This window comes from Streptomyces sp. NPDC126510 (assembly GCF_040302345.1).
GTDB lineage: Bacteria > Actinomycetota > Actinomycetes > Streptomycetales > Streptomycetaceae > Streptomyces.
In genome coordinates this window covers 71,955-89,005 of sequence record NZ_JBEORR010000013.1, presented here as the reverse complement: position 1 = coordinate 89,005, position 17,051 = coordinate 71,955, and the positions used below count along the sequence as shown (strand labels likewise).

Annotated in this window: 18 protein-coding genes and 1 pseudogene; 8 read left to right on the top strand and 11 right to left on the bottom strand. The window is 69.9% G+C overall.

The annotated features are described in order from the left end of the window. Positions 1–50: 50 nt before the first annotated feature. From ABTX60_RS20180 to ABTX60_RS20170, 3 genes are all read left to right on the top strand, one after another. Entirely contained in the window at positions 51–311 is a 261-nt protein-coding gene (locus tag ABTX60_RS20180; protein WP_352098372.1) for a UBP-type zinc finger domain-containing protein, read from the top strand. Between the two features lie 260 nt (positions 312–571). Then, on the top strand, positions 572–985 hold the full coding sequence (locus ABTX60_RS20175) for an ATP-binding protein (RefSeq protein ID WP_003992877.1): 414 nt from the start codon (positions 572–574) through the stop codon (positions 983–985). Between the two features lie 17 nt (positions 986–1,002). After that, on the top strand, positions 1,003–2,130 hold the full coding sequence (locus ABTX60_RS20170; protein ID WP_352098371.1) for an RNA polymerase sigma factor SigF: 1,128 nt from the start codon (positions 1,003–1,005) through the stop codon (positions 2,128–2,130). Positions 2,131–2,133: 3 nt separating this feature from the next. Here ABTX60_RS20170 and ABTX60_RS20165 read toward each other — a convergent pair whose 3' ends face one another. Beyond that, a complete protein-coding gene (locus tag ABTX60_RS20165; protein ID WP_352098370.1) occupies positions 2,134–2,586 on the bottom strand; it encodes a hypothetical protein in 453 nt (150 codons plus the stop codon). 116 nt (positions 2,587–2,702) lie between these two features. Here ABTX60_RS20165 and ABTX60_RS20160 point away from each other — a divergent pair, with 116 nt between their 5' ends. Together ABTX60_RS20160 and ABTX60_RS20155 are read left to right on the top strand one after the other, a co-directional pair. After that, a complete protein-coding gene (locus tag ABTX60_RS20160; protein ID WP_352098369.1) occupies positions 2,703–3,671 on the top strand; it encodes a diacylglycerol/lipid kinase family protein in 969 nt (322 codons plus the stop codon). A 320-nt stretch (positions 3,672–3,991) separates the two neighbouring features. Then, positions 3,992–4,249 (top strand): WhiB family transcriptional regulator, encoded by a 258-nt coding sequence (locus tag ABTX60_RS20155; RefSeq protein ID WP_016639615.1) that lies wholly within the window; start codon positions 3,992–3,994, stop codon positions 4,247–4,249. A 187-nt stretch (positions 4,250–4,436) separates the two neighbouring features. Here ABTX60_RS20155 and ABTX60_RS20150 read toward each other — a convergent pair whose 3' ends face one another. Together ABTX60_RS20150 and ABTX60_RS20145 are read right to left on the bottom strand one after the other, a co-directional pair. After that, positions 4,437–5,903, bottom strand: coding sequence for a sensor histidine kinase (locus ABTX60_RS20150; protein ID WP_053672411.1), 1,467 nt, complete (start codon positions 5,901–5,903; stop codon positions 4,437–4,439). A gap of 352 nt (positions 5,904–6,255) precedes the next feature. Beyond that, on the bottom strand, positions 6,256–6,945 hold the full coding sequence (locus ABTX60_RS20145; protein ID WP_352098368.1) for a TetR/AcrR family transcriptional regulator: 690 nt from the start codon (positions 6,943–6,945) through the stop codon (positions 6,256–6,258). Positions 6,946–7,040: 95 nt separating this feature from the next. On the opposite strand from ABTX60_RS20145, the gene ABTX60_RS20140 reads away from it, so the two are divergent. Continuing rightward, positions 7,041–7,793 carry an SDR family oxidoreductase gene (locus tag ABTX60_RS20140; protein WP_352098367.1) on the top strand — a complete coding sequence of 251 codons (753 nt, stop codon included), beginning with the start codon at positions 7,041–7,043 and terminating at the stop codon, positions 7,791–7,793. Between the two features lie 30 nt (positions 7,794–7,823). Here ABTX60_RS20140 and ABTX60_RS20135 read toward each other — a convergent pair whose 3' ends face one another. Next, positions 7,824–8,897, bottom strand: coding sequence for an SIS domain-containing protein (locus ABTX60_RS20135; RefSeq protein ID WP_352098366.1), 1,074 nt, complete (start codon positions 8,895–8,897; stop codon positions 7,824–7,826). A 278-nt stretch (positions 8,898–9,175) separates the two neighbouring features. Between ABTX60_RS20135 and nagB the strand changes: the two genes are divergently transcribed. Next, positions 9,176–9,961, top strand: coding sequence for a glucosamine-6-phosphate deaminase (nagB, locus tag ABTX60_RS20130; protein ID WP_352098365.1), 786 nt, complete (start codon positions 9,176–9,178; stop codon positions 9,959–9,961). A 146-nt stretch (positions 9,962–10,107) separates the two neighbouring features. On the opposite strand, the gene ABTX60_RS20125 is transcribed toward nagB, so the two are convergent. The 7 genes and pseudogenes from ABTX60_RS20125 to ABTX60_RS20095 form a co-directional block, all read right to left on the bottom strand. Continuing rightward, entirely contained in the window at positions 10,108–10,653 is a 546-nt protein-coding gene (locus tag ABTX60_RS20125) for a hypothetical protein (protein ID WP_352098364.1), read from the bottom strand. After that, complete coding sequence (locus ABTX60_RS20120; RefSeq protein ID WP_352098363.1) at positions 10,650–10,898, bottom strand: helix-turn-helix transcriptional regulator; 249 nt, start codon at positions 10,896–10,898, stop codon at positions 10,650–10,652. Before ABTX60_RS20120 ends, ABTX60_RS20125 begins: the two co-directional genes overlap by 4 nt. Positions 10,899–10,976: 78 nt before the next feature. Then, positions 10,977–11,227 (bottom strand): annotated as a pseudogene (locus tag ABTX60_RS20115) (hypothetical protein); the annotation flags it as partial. After that, positions 11,194–12,732 carry a glycoside hydrolase family 3 protein gene (locus ABTX60_RS20110; RefSeq protein ID WP_352098362.1) on the bottom strand — a complete coding sequence of 513 codons (1,539 nt, stop codon included), beginning with the start codon at positions 12,730–12,732 and terminating at the stop codon, positions 11,194–11,196. The gene ABTX60_RS20110 and the pseudogene ABTX60_RS20115, both read right to left, overlap by 34 nt. 9 nt (positions 12,733–12,741) lie before the next feature. Further along, a complete protein-coding gene (locus ABTX60_RS20105; protein ID WP_352098361.1) occupies positions 12,742–13,587 on the bottom strand; it encodes a carbohydrate ABC transporter permease in 846 nt (281 codons plus the stop codon). Further along, positions 13,584–14,573: a carbohydrate ABC transporter permease gene (locus ABTX60_RS20100; protein ID WP_352098360.1), complete on the bottom strand. Its 990-nt coding sequence runs from the start codon at positions 14,571–14,573 to the stop codon at positions 13,584–13,586. The genes ABTX60_RS20105 and ABTX60_RS20100 overlap by 4 nt, the downstream gene beginning before the upstream one ends. 87 nt (positions 14,574–14,660) lie before the next feature. Further along, positions 14,661–15,941: an extracellular solute-binding protein gene (locus ABTX60_RS20095; RefSeq protein ID WP_352098359.1), complete on the bottom strand. Its 1,281-nt coding sequence runs from the start codon at positions 15,939–15,941 to the stop codon at positions 14,661–14,663. A 314-nt stretch (positions 15,942–16,255) separates the two neighbouring features. Between ABTX60_RS20095 and ABTX60_RS20090 the strand changes: the two genes are divergently transcribed. Beyond that, entirely contained in the window at positions 16,256–17,020 is a 765-nt protein-coding gene (locus tag ABTX60_RS20090; protein WP_053672402.1) for a GntR family transcriptional regulator, read from the top strand. Positions 17,021–17,051: the final 31 nt, after the last annotated feature.

Below are 17,051 nucleotides of genomic sequence, written 5' to 3'. Positions count from 1 at the left end.
CCCTCATTTTCCGACGCGGTCTTCCGCCCGACCGTCGTAACCTGGCAATCATGAAACAGTGCACGCACGCCGACGCGCTGCCGCACCCCGAACCCGGCCCGCGCAGCGAGACGTGTCCGGAGTGCTTGGCGGAGGGCCTGGATCCGGTGCAACTACGGCTGTGTCTCAGCTGCGGTCACGTCGGCTGCTGCGACTCCTCGCCGGGACGGCACGCGGCGGAGCATCACAAGGAGTCCGGTCACCCCGTGATGCGGACCCACGAGCCCGGAGAGACCTGGCGCTGGTGCTTCGTCGACCACGTCCTGGTGTGACGCGACGGGACCCCGGCGGCGGACGGTTCGACCGTCTGACGTCTGGGTACGTCAACCCGGCGCGCGCTCTTCCCATTTGGGCCCGCCCAACCCCTAGACACGGAGCGTATCCACAGGTTTACTGTGAGTGACGACCAGGGGTTGGGGTCCCGGGGACAGGACCGTCGAGAGCGCGGTAGCGTCACCGCTGAACCACGTATCGCGTTACCCCGAGGGGCGACCCTCGGCCCTGAAACGCTTGTACCACCATGGAGGTGAGGGTGTCCCAGATCGCAGGCGAGCCCGCGACCCAGGACTTCGTGGAAGTCCGGCTGCCGGCCGCGGGGGCCTACCTGTCGGTGCTGCGTACGGCCACGGCCGGTCTCGCGGCCCGTTTGGACTTCACCCTCGACGAGATCGAGGACCTGCGCATCGCGGTGGACGAGGCCTGCGCGATCCTGCTTCAGCAGGCCGTGCCCGGCTCGGTGCTCAGTTGTGTCTTCCGCCTCGTCGACGACTCACTCGAGGTCACCGTCTCGGCGCCGACCACGGATGGTCATGCCCCTTCGCGGGACACCTTCGCCTGGACCGTCCTGTCCGCTCTGGCGGGCAAGGTCTCCTCCGCCGTGGACAAGGACAAAACCGTTTCGATCAGCCTCTACAAACAGCGCGGCGCGGGACCCGGGCCGGCGTGAGGAGCGAGGACGGGCCGGTGCGGGACGAAGAGCGCGGCACACGAGAGCTGCCGGCCGAGGGCACGGGCACGAGCGGCCCGACCGGTGCCCGACGCATGGCGGACGGCATCGACGGCATCCCCGAGCAGGCCCGCCCGCATCCCGAGGACGACTCCGTGGGGGCCGTCCTCCCGGGTGGCGGGCGGCTGGACCGGGACGGTGTCCTGCGGAGCACGCCTCCGGGCGAGGGGATCGCCGTACCCCCGGCCCAGGGGGGTCCCCCCACTCCCGCGAAGTCGAGGGTGGCGGAGGAGGCGAGGGCTCGGGGAAGGGCGACGGGCGGGACGATGAGCGAGCACGAGCGACACTCCGAGGATCAGACGCCACGCGCGCACCGAGCGCAGCACGGCTCTCCGGACCGCAGCGGGGCGCGCGAGATGTTCCTCAAGCTGCGCACCCTGAGCAGCGACAGTCCCGAGTACGCGGAGCTGCGCAACCAGCTGGTCCGTATGCATCTGCCGCTCGTGGAGCATCTCGCGCGCCGCTTCCGCAACCGGGGCGAGCCGCTGGACGACCTCACCCAGGTCGCCACGATCGGACTGATCAAGTCGGTCGACCGTTTCGACCCGGACCGCGGCGTGGAGTTCTCCACGTACGCGACCCCGACGGTCGTCGGCGAGATCAAGCGGCACTTCCGCGACAAGGGCTGGGCGGTGCGCGTCCCGCGTCGGCTGCAGGAGCTGCGCCTGGCGCTGACCACGGCGACGGCCGAGCTCTCGCAGCTGCACGGCCGCTCCCCCACGGTCCACGAGCTCGCCGAGAAGCTGGCGATCTCCGAGGAGGAGGTCCTGGAGGGCCTGGAGTCCGCCAACGCGTACTCCACGCTCTCCCTGGACGTCCCCGACACCGACGACGAGTCCCCGGCGGTCGCGGACACCCTCGGCGCCGAGGACGAGGCGTTGGAGGGGGTGGAGTACCGGGAGTCCCTCAAGCCGCTGCTGGAGGATCTTCCACCGCGCGAGAAGCGGATCCTGCTGCTGCGTTTCTTCGGCAACATGACGCAGTCGCAGATCGCGCAGGAGGTCGGCATCTCCCAGATGCACGTCTCCCGGTTGTTGGCGCGCACGCTGGCCCAGCTGCGGGAGAAGCTCCTCGTCGAGGAGTGACGGCTACTTCTTCTCCAGGTTGCCGGTGTTGCCGGGCCCGCGGATCCCGAGGGCCCGGGTCGTCTCGGGGTTCACCAGCAGCACCAGCGACGCGACGGCAGCCGCCGCGAGGGCGATCCCGCCTGGAATGGCCATGCTGTCGGCCTGCAGCAGGTTGTAGGCCACCGGCAGCGCCATCAGCTGGGTGATCACGGCCGGGCCGCGGCTCCAGCTGCGCAGGGCGAGCAGGCCGCGGGCCGCGAACAGCGGCAGCAGTGCGAGCACGACGAGCGTGATGCCGCCGGTCACGGCCTGCTGCCGGTCGTCGGGATGCCCCGTGAGGCCGAGGACGAGGATCCAGACCCCGCCGACGACCAGAGCGAGGCCTTCCAGCGCGGCCAGCAGCGCGGCGTACGTCACACGCCGGGGGCGGGGGCCGGTGGTTTCCTCGGTGGTGGGGGTCTGCTCACTGCTCACCCCTGAAGAGTAGCCCCCGTCGTACACGCCCCCCGAGGTGCCGTTCACCTCCGCTCTCTTACCCGATCCCTACCTCGGTATGGGCCCGGTACCCCCCAGTAGGTACGCTGCCAGTCATGCGTGCACTCCTCGTGGTCAATCCGGCGGCAACCACCACAAGTGCGCGCACACGCGACGTACTGATCCATGCGCTTGCCAGCGAGATGAAGCTGGAGGCGGTCACCACCGAGTACCGGGGGCACGCGCGCGACCTCGGCCGGCAGGCGGCGGACAGCGACGACATCGACCTGGTGGTGGCCCTCGGCGGCGACGGCACGGTCAACGAGGTGGTCAACGGCCTCCTGCACGCCGGCCCCGCGCCGGGCCATCTGCCCGGCCTCGCCGTGGTCCCCGGCGGCTCCACCAATGTCTTCGCCCGCGCCCTGGGGCTGCCCAACGACGCCGTGGAGGCCACCGGCGCCCTGCTGGACGCCCTGCGCGACGGCAGCGAGCGAACCGTCGGCCTGGGCCTGACCTCGGGCACGCCGGGCACGGAGGACGAGTCGGTGCCGTCCCGCTGGTTCACCTTCAACGCGGGGCTCGGCTTCGACGCCGGTGTGGTGGGTCGTGTGGAGCAGCATCGCGAGCGGGGCCGGAAATCCACACACGCTCTCTACGTACGCCAGGTGATGCGTCAGCTCCTGGGCGAGCCGAACCGCCGCCACGGGACGATCACGCTGGAGCGGGCCGGCGAGGATCCGGTCACGGATCTGGTGCTGTCCATAGTCTCGAACACCTCGCCCTGGACGTTTCTGGGGAATCGTCCGATCTATGCGGCACCTAAAGCCTCGTTCGATACCGGCCTCGATCTCTTCGGTCTCAGCCGCCTGTCCACCGCGGCGGTTGCCCGGTATGGCACCCAGTTGCTCACTTCGTCCCCCGAGCGTGGACCCCATGGCAAGCACGCCACCTCTCTGCACGACTTGACAGAGTTCACCTTGCATTCGAAGGTCCCGCTCCCCCTTCAGATGGACGGTGACCACCTGGGGCTGCGGACCAGCGTGACGTTCACAGGCGTACGCCGTGCACTGCGTGTGATTGTGTGAGCAGAACTGGCTAAAGTCCTTTCACTCGAACGTTTAGGCCAGGATCCACCCCATGGAAGTACGGCTGTGACCTAGTCGACACCGAAGAATCAAAAAAAACTTTCCAGAAGGGGTTGTATCCGCCGCTGAGGTTTGCGAGTCTCTACGTGGCGATCGGGACGGCCCGCAAGACCGGCCTCCACTGATCACCAGAACCCCTCTCCAACTCACAGGACCTTCGTCGGGTAACCCTGACGGTCGGCCCTTCACTTGTTGAGGGATTCGTGAAAGCGTTCACATTCACAAGCACTTGCACGTAATACCAAGGAGAGGTAGCAGCCATGGACTGGCGTCACAACGCCGTTTGCCGCGAGGAAGACCCCGAGCTCTTCTTCCCCATCGGCAACACCGGTCCTGCGCTGCTGCAGATCGAGGAAGCCAAGGCCGTCTGCCGTCGCTGCCCGGTTATGGAGCAGTGCCTGCAGTGGGCGCTCGAGTCCGGCCAGGACTCCGGCGTCTGGGGTGGTCTCAGCGAGGACGAGCGTCGCGCCATGAAGCGCCGCGCCGCCCGCAACCGGGCTCGTCAGGCCTCCGCCTGACAACCCACCCCTGCTGACAGCCTGAGCTTGGCGGCGCGTACAGCGCGTACGCATCTCCCGCCCCCGAGCCGCAGCGCGCAGTTCCCCCGATGCGCTTAGTTAAGCAGCAACGAGCTTTAGCCCCGGGCCACTTGGTGGCCCGGGGCTCATTGCTTTTCCGGGCCCTTCCCGAGGCTTTCGGATTCCCTCACTTCTGGGACCGCACCGGAATGTCGAGGATCACACGGGTTCCGCGCTCCGGTGCCGGGACCATGTCGAAGGTTCCACCCAACTCGCCTTCCACCAGGGTCCGCACGATCTGCAGGCCGAGATTGCCGGCCGTGTGCGGATCGAAGCCTTCCGGCAGGCCGACCCCGTCGTCCTGGACCGTGACCAGCAGTCGGGCCTCCTTGGTCGTGCCGCCGCGGACCGCCGACACCTCGACCGTGCCGGTGTCGCCCTCGCGGAAACCGTGCTCCAGCGCGTTCTGCAAGACCTCGGTCAGCACCATCGACAGCGGCGTGGCGACCTCGGCGTCGAGAATGCCGAAGCGGCCGGTGCGCCGACCCGCCACCTTGCCCGGGGAGATCTCCGCGACCATCGCCAGGACGCGGTCGGCGATGTCGTCGAACTCCACGCGCTCATCCAGGTTCTGGGAGAGCGTCTCGTGCACGATCGCAATCGACCCGACGCGCCGCACCGCCTCTTCGAGGGCCTCGCGCCCGCGGTCGGACTCGATGCGCCGGGCCTGGAGGCGCAGCAGGGCCGCCACCGTCTGAAGGTTGTTCTTGACGCGGTGGTGGATCTCCCGGATCGTCGCGTCCTTGGTGATCAGCTCGCGCTCGCGCCGACGCAGTTCGGTGACGTCCCGGAGCAGGACGAGGGAACCGATTCGGGTGCCCTTCGGCTTGAGCGGGATCGCGCGGAACTGGATGACCCCGTCGCTGGCCTCGATCTCGAACTCGCGCGGTGCCCAGCCGCTGGCCACCTTGGCGAGCGCCTCGTCCACCGGGCCCCGGGTCGGGGCCAGTTCGGCGGTGGTCCTGCCCAGGTGCTGGCCGACGAGGTCGGAGGCGAGGCCGAGCCGGTGGTAGGCGGACAGGGCGTTCGGGGAGGCGTACTGGACGATGGCGTCGGCGTCGAGCCGGATCAGGCCGTCGCCGACGCGGGGCGAGGCGTCCATGTCGAGCTGCTGGTTGGCGAACGGGAAGGAGCCGGCCGCGATCATCTGCGCCAGGTCGGAGGCGCTCTGCAGGTAGGTGAGTTCCAGGCGGCTCGGGGTGCGGACGGTGAGGAGGTTGGTGTTGCGTGCGATGACTCCGAGGACGCGCCCCTCCCGCCGTACGGGGATCGACTCGACCCGGACGGGCACCTCCTCGCGCCACTCCGGGTCGCCCTCGCGCACGATACGGCCCTCGTCGAGGGCGGCGTCCAGCATCGGGCGGCGGCCGCGCGGGACGAGATGGCCCACCATGTCGTCCTGGTACGAGGTCGGGCCGGTGTTGGGCCGCATCTGGGCGACCGAGACGTACCGGGTGCCGTCGCTGGTGGGGACCCACAGGACCAGGTCGGCGAAGGAGAGGTCGGAGAGCAGTTGCCACTCCGACACCAGCAGGTGCAGCCACTCGAGATCGGTGTCGTCGAGGGCGGTGTGCTGGCGTACGAGTTCGTTCATGGAGGGCACGTGTGCGAGCGTACCCGGGGGTTCGTACGGCCCTGAAACACCCGCGGGCCGCGGCGCCTGGGAGGGACCCTCAACCCTCCCGGCACCGCAGCCCGGAGCAGCATCGGCCGTGGGGTGTGCGGTCCCGGTCGGCCGAAGGATGAGGAGCCGGGGCAGTCAGGGCAGAGAGCCTCGGTTCCTCGGTCCGCCTTCCTGTGCGGGGAAGACGGAGGCTGGTGCGCGTTGCACACGCGCTCTCGTCACGCATTGTGGACTAGACCACTTAGGGGTGTCCATGCGTGGGAGGCTGTTCGTTGTTGTCATTTCCGTGACGCGTCGGACGCACCGGCGTCCAGCAGGCAGCCTAACCCGTGTTGGTTCCTGTGCGGGGCCAGATGGACAGGGCAATTTCCGCGACCGCCTCCAGTTCCTCCCTGCTCGCCCCGTCGCGTGCCTGTTGTGACATGCCCTGGATCATCACTCCCGTGTGACGGGCCAGGGCGGCGGCGTCGGTGGCGGGCGGCAGCACCCCGGCGGCGACATCGGCTCTGATACGGCTTTCGAAGGCGGCGATGTTGGCGTTGCGGCGGTCCCGCAGCGACTGCTCCACCTCCGGGTTCGAGCAGTTCACGGCGGCGTGGACGACGAGGCAGCCGTGCGGGTGGCCGGGTTCGGTGTACGCGGTGGCGGCTTCGCGCAGGGTGCGCTCCACGGCGGCCCGTGCGGTGGGCTCCTCGGCGAGGGCGCGCTCGGTGAAGGATCCGTAGCGCGTGCCGTACACGCGGACGACCTCTTCGAAGAGGGACCGCTTGTCGCCGAAGGCGGAATAGAGGCTGGGGGCCCCGATGTCCATGACGCGGGTGAGGTCGGAGACGGATGTGGCTTCGTAGCCGTGCTCCCAGAAGGCCAGGAGGGCCTTCTCCAGTGCGGTCTCGCGATCGAAGGAGCGGGGGCGGCCGCGGGGCCTGGTCCTGGCCTTGGCCGGACCGGCGGGCGTCGCACTCGTGGCGTCGGGCCCCTTCGGCGCCTTCGCGGTTCCGTCTTCGTTCACCATGGGGTGCATTTTATAGCGGGCACTAGAGAAATGAAGGCGGGCTGTTGTACGGTCATTTTTGTAGCGACCGCTAAAAAAAGAGAGGGGGCGCCGCCATGGGCGTGCTCACGGGCAGGACGGCACTCGTCACGGGGGCGAGCAGGGGCATCGGGCGAGGTATCGCCGAGCGACTGGGGCGCGACGGCGCTCGGGTCGCGGTGCACTACGGCAGGAACGAGACGGCGGCGAAGGAAACGGTCGCGGCGATCGAGCAGGCCGGCGGCTCGGCGTTCACGGTGGGCGTGGAGCTGGGGACACCCGGGGATGCCGAGGCACTGTGGCAGGAGTTCGACCGGCACGCGGACGGGCTGGACATCCTGGTGAACAACGCGGCGATCGGCAGCACGCGGCCCATCGATCAACTGGAGGAGCGGGAGTACGACGAGGTCTTCGCGGTGAACGTGAAGGCACCGTTCTTCATCCTCAAGCACGGCATGGCGCGCCTGCGGGACGGCGGCCGGGTCGTCAACATCTCGTCGGGTCTGGCCCGGACGGCGGCGATGCCGGACAACATGGCGTACGCGATGACGAAGGGCGCGCTGGACGTCCTCTCGCGAGACCTGTCCAAGGTGCTGGGGCACCGGGGCATCACGGTGAACTCGGTGGCCCCCGGGATCATAGACACGGACAACACGGCGGCCCTGCTGCACGGAAGTCCCGACGGCTGGGCGAAGGCGGCGGCATTCTCGGCGCTGGGCGGGGTGGGCCGGCCCGCCGAAGTCGCCGACGTGGTGGCGTTCCTGGTGTCGGACGGCGGGCGGTGGACAACGGGGAGCTGGGTGGATGTGACGGGGGGTTCGCTCACCTAGCCGTGAGAGAGCGGGACGCGTGCGCCCTCCTCAGCGGGTCTCCGTCACCTTCGCCAGTGCCCGCGGTGCGTCCGGGTCCTGGCCCCGGGCGATGGTGACCTCGTAGGCCAGGAGCTGGAGCGGGATGATCTCCAACACGGGCTGGACCTCCTCCGCCACGTCGTCGGTGGGCAGCACGAAGCCGGCCGAGGCCTGCTCCACCTGGTGCCGGGGTCCGATGACGACGAGGTCGGCGCCGCGGCCGCGCAGCCGGTCCAGGACGGGCTGGAGGGCTTCACCGCCCTTGCCGTCGGTCACCACGGCGATGACCGGGGAGACGTTGTCGACCATGGCGAGCGGCCCGTGCAGCAGGTCCGCGCCGGAATAGGAGAGGGCGGGGATGTAACTGGTCTCCATCAGCTTGAGGGCGGCCTCCTTGGCCGTGGGGTAGCCGTAACCGCGGGAGGTGATCACCATGCGCTCGGCGAAGCGGTAGCGGGCGGCGAGCGTGCGCACCTCCCCCTGACGGGTGAGCAGTTGCTCGGCGAGCTCCGGCAACACCCGCGCAGGCGCGCCGTCGCCGCCCCGCAGGCCCTCGACGAAGAGGTAGAGCGCGAGAAGGGAGGCCGTGTACGTCTTGGTCGCGGGGAGGGCCTTCTCGGGCCCGGCCATGATGTCGATGTGGTACTCGGAGACACCGGCGAGCGGTGAGTCCGGGTTGTTGGTGACAGCCAGCGTGATGGCGCCCGCCTCACGGGCGGCGCGGGTCGAGGCGACCAGGTCGGGGGAGCCGCCGGACTGGCTGACGGTGACGACCAGGACGTCGGTGAGGTCGGGCCGGGCGCCGTAGGCCGTGGTGGTGGACATCGAGGTGAGTCCGCAGGGCAGGCCGAGCCGGATCTCCAGGAGGTACTTGGCGTACAGGGCGGCGTTGTCGGAGGTGCCGCGGGCGGTCAGCAGGACGAAGCGGGGCGTGCGGGCGGCGATCCGCCGGGCCACGTCCTGGATGGCGGGGGCGCCCTCGGACAGGATCCGGCGCAGGACGGCGGGCTGCTCCGCCATCTCGCGGGCCATGGTCCGGCCCGGGAGTTCGCTGAAGGGGTCCGGTGTGGCTGCGGCGGTCATGGCGGCTTCCTTCCGGGGGCGGGCCGGGTGCAGACCCCATTCCACTCCCCCGGGCCGGACACCGCCCGCCCGGGAGGCCTGACCGGCATGTCCGCACCCTGTGCAGCCCGCGCTGTTCACCCCCTGATGCCCTGGCCGGCACAGCAGCGCCACCCGCGTGGGAGCGCCCCTACGCACCCTGGGAGCGGCAGGACCGCTCTGTTAGATTGGTCTAAACCACACGACCCCTCCCGGGTCCGGTCCCAGTTGAGCAGTCCTCTCAGATCGGCAGGCCCAGCGTGGAAGTTGTCATCGTTCCGGACGCCAAGGCGGGCGGCGAGCTCATCGCCGAGGCCATGGCACAGCTGCTCCGGCGCAAGCCCGACGCTCTGCTCGGCGTGGCCACGGGCTCGACACCGCTGCCTGTCTACGAGGCGCTGGCGGAGAAGGTGCGCTCCGGCGCGGTGGAGGTCGGGCGGGCGCGGATCGCGCAGCTCGACGAGTACGTGGGGCTGCCCGCCGATCATCCGGAGTCGTACCGGTCGGTGCTGCGGCGAGAGGTTCTGGAGCCGCTCGGGATCGGGATGGAGCAGTTCACGGGCCCGGACGGTACGGCGGCGGACGTGCCGGGGGCGTGCGAGGCCTACGACAAGGCGCTGTCGGACGCGGGGGGTGTGGACCTTCAGCTGCTCGGCATCGGGACGGACGGGCACATAGGTTTCAACGAGCCGTGCTCGTCGCTGGCGTCGCGGACGCGGATCAAGACGCTGACCGAGCAGACCCGGATCGACAACGCGCGTTTCTTCGACGGTGACATCGGCCAGGTGCCGCACCACGTGATCACTCAGGGGATCGGCACCATCCTGGAGGCGCGGCACCTGGTGCTGCTCGCCACCGGCGAGGGCAAGGCGGACGCGGTCGCGGCGACGGTGGAAGGGCCGATCGCCGCGGTGTGCCCCGCGTCCGCGCTCCAGCTCCACCCGCACGCGACCGTCGTCGTCGACGAGCCCGCCGCGTCGAAGCTGAAGCTGGCGGACTACTTCCGCCACACCTACGCGAACAAGCCGGACTGGCAGGGGATCTAGGCCCGCCTTCGGCGCCCTCGCAGCCTTCCGCGTCCTTGGCGGTCCTTCGGCACCCTCGGGCCCCTTCGGTGTCCTCGGGTCCCATCGGCACCGGACAGCACCCGAGCACCCTGGGCTTGCCCGGCTCCCGATCCGGGCAGCAGGCTCTATCGGCCCAGGGCCCCGGCCTCCAGGACGTCGTCGTCGGTCGGTTCGTCCTGGGCGCGCCAGCCGGCCACCCACAGGGGCATCAGGTGGTGCACCACGAGGACGGCGATGAGCAGGGGCGCGGCGTAGGCCTTGGGGGCGTCGCCGGCGATCCCGCCCGTGGTGAGCAGGGCGACCGCCGCCGCGGCCAGGAGCAGGGTCGTCACACGGTGGGCCCGGGCCAGGACGCGGGTGCGTTCCGCCGACTGCCGCTCGTCCAAGGCGCGTTCACGCAGTTCCAGCAGGCCGCGGGTGGCGCCGTTGATCACGCCCGTCGCGACCATCCAAGGGAGAAGCAGCACCGACATGACGGCCACGGCCCACAGGGGCTCGCCTTCGGCGAGGCAGAAGTGGGTCATCAGGCTGCCGATGGCGACGGTGAGGACGACGTGGGTGAAGACGGCCGGACGGCGGCGCGCCGCCGTTGCGTGCCAGGCCGCTGCACGCCGGTCGTTCATCAGCCGCAGCATGCTCTGGTCGTACCGGGTCAGGCGGGTCGTCGTCATGTCTGCTTCCTCCCGTAGAGCTCGTCGGTGAGCGGGCGGAACGGTTCGAGGGAGAACAGGGCCTCGACCGGCAGACCGAAGAACTTCGAGATCTTCAGCGCCAGGTCGAGGCTCGGGTTGTACTGCCCCCGCTCGATGTAGCCGATGGTCTGGTAGTGGGCTCCCACTGCCTCGGCCAGGCGCTGGCGCGACACCTTGTGTTCAGCGCGCACCACCGCCAACCTGTTGTGCACCTGCTCGCTCATGTATAAGAAGTACTACATGCAGACGCAGGATTACAACTGCCAGCGCGGCTGAGACCGCCCTCTTCAGGCGAAGGTGCGTCAGTGGTGATGCCCTTGCCCGCCGAGGGCCTTGACGGGGGGGGGCACACGAGGGCGGGTCCACTGGGGCACGGGGCGGCCGGCCGGGCCCCGGTGGCGTTGCCGGCGGCGTCCGGGCGTCAGGACCAGCACGCGTCGCGGCTCTCGGGCCATCCCCCGGGGTGGTCCTCCCAGGCCTCGCCGCGGCCGTAGGACGTCATGGCACGTCCCCCGGCACTCACAGCCCCGTGATCCCGGCGATCACTTCGGCCGCCGCCCGGCCGCAGACGCGGGCCGCGCCGTGGGTGGCGATGTGCAGGGCTCCACGCGGGTCGGCCTGGGGAACGCCCATCTCCACGACGAGGGTGTCGGGGCGGGCCGCCAGCAGGGTGTCGAGAGCCGAGGACATCCAGGGGTGGCGGTGTTCGTCGCGGACGACCGCGACGATGCGGCGCGGGCCGGCCGCCTCCAGTGCCGCCCGCCCGGCGCTCTCACCGGCCGCGTTCTCCGGGCCGTCCCCGGCGGAGAAACGGCCCGTCACCGTGCCCGGCAGGAGGTGGACGAGCTCCGCGGCGACGCCCCAGGGTGTCTCGTCGCCCACGGCGATGTTGGCGACGGGGGTGAGGGCGGCGACGTAGGGCGGTTCCGTGAGGGGCTTGAAGGAGCCGGGGCTGCCGAGGCCGGGCGCGGCGGTCACGGTGAGGGCGCGGCGGGCGGCGTGCAGGCCGATCTCGGTGCCGTGGGCGCTGTCGGCCGGGCGGCCCGGCGTGTCCGCCCAGCGGGCCAGTGCGCGTACCCGTTCGGCGGCCTCGGCGAGGCGCTGCTCCGGGAGTTCACCCGCCCGCACGGCCGCGACCAGGGCGTCCCGAAGGCGCAGCACGGTCGCGTCGTCGGAGAGGCCGCCGCCCACGCAGATCGCGTCGGCGCCCGCGGCGATGGCGAGGACGCTGCCGCGTTCGATGCCGTAGGTGCCGGCGATGGCCTGCATCTCCATGCCGTCGGTGACGATGAGGCCGTCGTAGCCGAGCTCCTCGCGGAGCAGGCCGGTGAGGATGCGGCGGGAGAGGGTGGCCGGGTGGTCGGGGTCCAGCGCGGGGACCAGGATGTGGGCGCTCATGACGGCCCGGGTTCCGGCGGCGATGGCGGCGCGAAACGGGGTCAGTTCGCGCTCGGCCAGCACCTCGGCGCGGACGTCGATGCGCGGCAGGGCGTGGTGGGAGTCGACGGCGGTGTCGCCGTGCCCCGGGAAGTGCTTGGTGCAGGCGGCGACCCCGGCGGACTGCAGGCCGGTGACGTAGGCGGCGGTGTGCCGGGCGGCCAGGTCGGTGTCGGCGCCGAAGGAGCGGACGCCGATGACCGGGTTGCGCGGGTCGGAGTTCACGTCGGCGGACGGGGCCCAGTTGAGGTTGACGCCGCAGGCGGCGAGGCGGCGGCCCAGCTCGTGGGCGACCTGGTGGGTCAGCTGCACGTCGTCGACCGCGCCGAGCGCGTGGTTGCCCGGGAAGGAGGAGCCGCTGCCCACCTCCAGGCGGGTCACGTCGCCGCCCTCCTCGTCGAGCGCGACGAGGACGTCGTCGCGCTCGGCCCGCAGCTGGGCGGTCAGGGCGGCCAGTTGGTCCGGCGAGGCGATGTTGCGGCCGAACAGCCCCACGGAGGCCAGGCCCTCACCGAGCCGGCGCAGCAGCCAGTCGGGGGCGGTGGTGCCGGTGAAGCCGGGCTGGAGGACCGTCAGGGCGTCGCGGGTGAGCGTGTCGGTGCCGTTGGCGAGTGTCGTCATCGGGTGAGGTCATCCCTTCACTGCGCCCGCGGTCAGGCCCGCGGCCATCTTGCGCTGGACGAGGAGGAAGAGGGCGACGATCGGCACGGCCATCATCGTGGCGCCGGCCATCATCGGGGCGTATTCGGTGCCGTGTTTGGTGGTGAAGTTGCCGAGCCAGACGGTCGCGGTCTGGTTCTTCTGGCTGAGGAGCATCAGGGCGTACAGGTACTCGTTCCAGGCCTGGATGAAACCGTAGACCGAGGTGGCGACCATGCCGGGGGCCAGGAGCGGGAAGACGACCCGGAGGAAGGCGCCGGTGCGCGAGCAGCCGTCGACCATGGCCGCCTCCTCCAGTTCCTTCGGGATGTTGACGATGAAGCCCCGCAGCGTCCACACCGTGAACGGGAGGATGAAGGTCAGGTACGTGATGATGAGGCCGGTGAGCCGGTCGTACTGCCCCAGGGCGTTGAGCAGCAGGAACACCGGGATGATCATGGCGACCAGCGGGACCATCTGGACCGCGAGGATGCCCACGATCACTATCTTGCGGCCGCGGAAGGCGAACCGGGAGATGGCGAGCGCGGCCAGCAGTCCGACGACCATGCCGATGACGACCACGGCCAGCGACACCACCAGGCTGCGGCCCACCGGGCCCCAGAAGTCGGCGATGTCCAGCGCCCGGCCGAAGTTGTCGAGGGTGAAGCCGGTCGGCAGCAGACTGGGATCGGGGTCGATGGCGTCCTTGGCCGGCTTGAACGCCGTGTTGAGCATCCAGTAGAGCGGGAAGCCCGCGACGAGGAAGACCAGGAGACCGAGGAGGTTCCAGCCGAGCCGGGGGTTCCTGCGGCGGCGCGCTCCGGCGAGTGTGCTCATTCGACCTCTCCGATCTTCAGCATCTGCCGCATGTAGACGGCGACCACGCCGAGCAGCAGCAGGACGGTGATCAGCGCGATGGCCGAGCCCTGGGCGTAGTCGTTGACCACGAACGCCCGGTCGTAGGAGTAGGTGTTGAGGACCTGGAACTCCGGCTCGGGGTGGCCGCCCCGCATGACGAACACCTGGGGGAAGACGCCCATGTCCCAGATGACCGACAGGGTCGTGAGCATCACGATGATCGGCTTGAGGACGGGCAGGGTGACGAAGCGGAAGACGCCCCAGGAGCTTGCGCCGTCCAGGCGGGCTGCCTCCTCCAGCTCCTTCGGGACCTGGGTGAGACCGGCGCTGAGGGTGATGACCACGAACGGCACGGCTCCCCAGATCACCAGCAGCATGATCACGGCCAGGCCCTCGGGGCCGCTCGCGAACCAGTTGTGGCCGACCATCTCGACGCCGGGCAGTTTGCTGAGCAACGCGTTGAAGACGCCGTAGTCCGAGTCGAAGAGCCATTTGAAGACGGTGGTCGCCACGATCACCGGCATGCCCCAGCTCGCCACCAGCACGATGTTGATCAGCATCTTCAGCCAGCCGGAGACCCGCTGGAGCAGCAGGGCGAGCGCCATGCCGATCACCATGGTGAAGACGACGGCGCCGGCCGCGAAGACGATCGTGCGCACGACGACGGCCCAGAACTCGCCGTCGCCCAGCACCGCGGCGAAGTTGTCGAACCCGACCGACTCGGCCGGCTGGAAGCCCCACAGCTGGGACTGCCCGAACTTCTGGAAGGACAGGGTGACCAGGCGGGCCAGTGGATAGCCCATGACCAGGGCGAGGATCAGCAGGCAGGGCGCGAGCAGCAGCCAGGGGACCGAGGCCCCGCCCGACGTGCGCTGTCCGCGGGGCCGCCGGTCCTTCGGAGGCGGCGGTGGTGCCTGCCGCGGTGGCGGCACCTTGGCGGTGGTGGTGGTCTCTGCGGCACTCATCGCGCGCTCCTTGACGGTCCCTCAGGTCGTTCGTGAATCAGGGCCCCGTCGAGGACTGCGGGGAGGCGACGGGGCCCTGCGCTCAGGTCACTTGGTGTTGATGACCTTGTCGATCGCGGCGTCCGCCTCCTTGGCGGCTGCCTCGACGGACTTCTTGCCGGTGCCGATGCTCTGCAGCATGGTCTGCAGGACCTGGGCCTTCTCGACCTGGCCCCAGCCGGGAGCCATCGGGACGAACCAGCTGGACTCGGCCGCGGTGGCGGGGACGGCAGTCTTCGGGTCGTTCTTGAGCGTCGCGAGGTCGGTCTTGTTGTTGGGCAGGTTGCCCTTGGCCATCAGGCCCTTCTGCCCGGAGGACCCGGTGAACGCGTTGATCCACTCGGCGGCCAGGGCCTGCGCGTCGGACTTCACCGGCACGGCGAGGTCGGAGCCGCCCAGGAAGACGGGCATGTTCTTGCCGGACGGGCCGGGCATCACGAAGTTCTCGAGGTTGCCCTTGAGCTTGCCGGTCTTGTCGTTCTTCGGGTCCTCGGCGGTGGCGCCCTCCCAGGCGGCCGCGAAGATCATGGCGGACTTGCCCTGGCCGTAGACGATGTAGCGGTCGGACTCGTCCTTGGTCTTGTCGCCGTGCATGTAGGAGTCGACGACGTTCTCGAATTCCTTCAGACCCTTGATGGACTCGGGCGAGGAGAGGGAGGCCTTCCACTTGCCGCCCGACTCGGTGGCGATGGCGCCGCCCGCGTCGTAGACGAAGGACATGGCCGCGTACCAGTCGCGGGTGGGCTGGTACCAGGCGCTGAACTTGTCGCCCTGCTTCTTCTGGATCTTGTCGAGGGCGGCGGTCAGCTCCTCGTAGGTCTTCGGCGTCGACTTCACGCCGACGGACGCCGCCACGTCCTTGCGCCAGTTGGCGACGCGGCCGCCGGCGTAGTACGGGACGCCGTAGGTCTTGCCGTCGTAGGTGACCGAGGCCTTGAGGCCGTCCAGCCAGGCGTCGGAGTTGTCGAATTTCGCCTGGTCGAGGGGGGCGAAGGCGCCCTTGACCATGTAGCCGAGCATTTCGGTGTTGCCCATCTCGACCACGTCGGGGGCCTTGTCCGTGGCGAGGACGGCGTCGAGCTTGGCGTTCTTGTCGGGCCAGCCGTAGTACTCGTGGTTGATCTTGAGGCCGGGGTGCTTCTTCTGCACCGCGGCGTCGGCGGCCTTCACCAGTGCGGGCCAGTTGTTCTGTGCGTCGACGGTGAGCCAGACGGTCAGCTCCTTGGCGTCCGCGCCCTTGTCGGAGCCCCCGCCGCCCTCGCCCCCGCATGCCGCGATGGAGACCATCATGCCCGCGATACCGATCGCGGCTGTCAGCTTGCGCTTCACGCCACCCTCCTCAGGGATCCCACAACCCCCCTGGCTCCCCGCAGTGAACGTGGGGCCGGGCCTGGACCAATGGTGTAGACCAGTACCGGGGAGCTTGGACCAGACCAGAAGGCCTGTCAAGGGCCCCGATACGGCCCTGACCAGCCGTTATGCGACCTACATATGCAGGAACCTTTAAGTAAGAAGCCAGCGAAAACCCGAGCGGGACACGGCATACTGCGGGTAGACCACAGGGAATGGTGGACTAGACCAAAAGAGACGCCGACGGTATACAAGTGGGATCGTGTCGGCAGACCGGGCCGGGAAGGCGGAGCATGAGCACCGACGTCAGCAGTGCGGAGAACGAGAACGGGGTGCCCGTCCGGACCGCGCGCGTGCCCAAGTACTACCGCCTGAAGAAGCACCTGCTCGACATGACGGAGACCCAGGCGCCGGGCACGCCGGTCCCGCCCGAGCGCACGCTGGCGGCGGAGTTCGACACCTCGCGCACGACCGTGCGCCAGGCGCTGCAGGAGCTGGTCGTCGAGGGCCGGCTGGAGCGCATCCAGGGCAAGGGCACCTTCGTCGCCAAACCGAAGGTCTCGCAGGCGCTGCAACTGACCTCGTACACCGAGGACATGCGCGCCCAGGGCCTCGAACCCACCTCGCAGCTGCTGGACATCGGCTACATCACCGCCGACGACCGCCTGGCCGGGCTGCTCGACATCACGCCCGGCGGACGCGTGCTGCGCATCGAGCGGCTGCGCATGGCCAACGGCGAGCCGATGGCCATCGAGACCACCCACCTGAGCGCGAAGCGCTTCCCGGCACTGCGGCGCTCACTGGTGAAGTACACGTCCCTCTACACGGCGCTGGCCGAGGTCTACGACGTCCGGCTCGCCGAGGCCGAGGAGACCATCGAGACGTCGCTGGCGACCCCGCGCGAGGCCGGTCTGCTGGGCACCGACGTCGGGCTGCCGATGCTGATGCTCTCCCGGCACTCGCTGGACCGGGACGGCCGGCCGGTGGAGTGGGTGCGGTCGGTCTACCGGGGGGACCGGTACAAGTTCGTGGCCCGACTCAAGCGGCCTGCCGAGTAACCGCACCGCAGGGCTTCCCTCGCTGCTGACG

Excerpts from the sequence above, each read along its gene's own strand:
- ABTX60_RS20180 (WP_352098372.1), top strand. The coding sequence starts at position 51 with ATGAAACAGTGCACGCACGCCGACGCGCTGCCGCACCCCGAACCCGGC.
- ABTX60_RS20160 (WP_352098369.1), top strand. The coding sequence starts at position 2,703 with ATGCGTGCACTCCTCGTGGTCAATCCGGCGGCAACCACCACAAGTGCG.
- ABTX60_RS20155 (WP_016639615.1), top strand. The coding sequence starts at position 3,992 with ATGGACTGGCGTCACAACGCCGTTTGCCGCGAGGAAGACCCCGAGCTC.
- ABTX60_RS20150 (WP_053672411.1), bottom strand. The coding sequence starts at position 5,903 with ATGAACGAACTCGTACGCCAGCACACCGCCCTCGACGACACCGATCTC.
- ABTX60_RS20145 (WP_352098368.1), bottom strand. The coding sequence starts at position 6,945 with ATGGTGAACGAAGACGGAACCGCGAAGGCGCCGAAGGGGCCCGACGCC.
- ABTX60_RS20140 (WP_352098367.1), top strand. The coding sequence starts at position 7,041 with ATGGGCGTGCTCACGGGCAGGACGGCACTCGTCACGGGGGCGAGCAGG.
- ABTX60_RS20135 (WP_352098366.1), bottom strand. The coding sequence starts at position 8,897 with ATGACCGCCGCAGCCACACCGGACCCCTTCAGCGAACTCCCGGGCCGG.
- ABTX60_RS20125 (WP_352098364.1), bottom strand. The coding sequence starts at position 10,653 with ATGACGACGACCCGCCTGACCCGGTACGACCAGAGCATGCTGCGGCTG.
- ABTX60_RS20120 (WP_352098363.1), bottom strand. The coding sequence starts at position 10,898 with ATGAGCGAGCAGGTGCACAACAGGTTGGCGGTGGTGCGCGCTGAACAC.
- ABTX60_RS20110 (WP_352098362.1), bottom strand. The coding sequence starts at position 12,732 with ATGACGACACTCGCCAACGGCACCGACACGCTCACCCGCGACGCCCTG.
- ABTX60_RS20105 (WP_352098361.1), bottom strand. The coding sequence starts at position 13,587 with ATGAGCACACTCGCCGGAGCGCGCCGCCGCAGGAACCCCCGGCTCGGC.
- ABTX60_RS20100 (WP_352098360.1), bottom strand. The coding sequence starts at position 14,573 with ATGAGTGCCGCAGAGACCACCACCACCGCCAAGGTGCCGCCACCGCGG.
- ABTX60_RS20090 (WP_053672402.1), top strand. The coding sequence starts at position 16,256 with ATGAGCACCGACGTCAGCAGTGCGGAGAACGAGAACGGGGTGCCCGTC.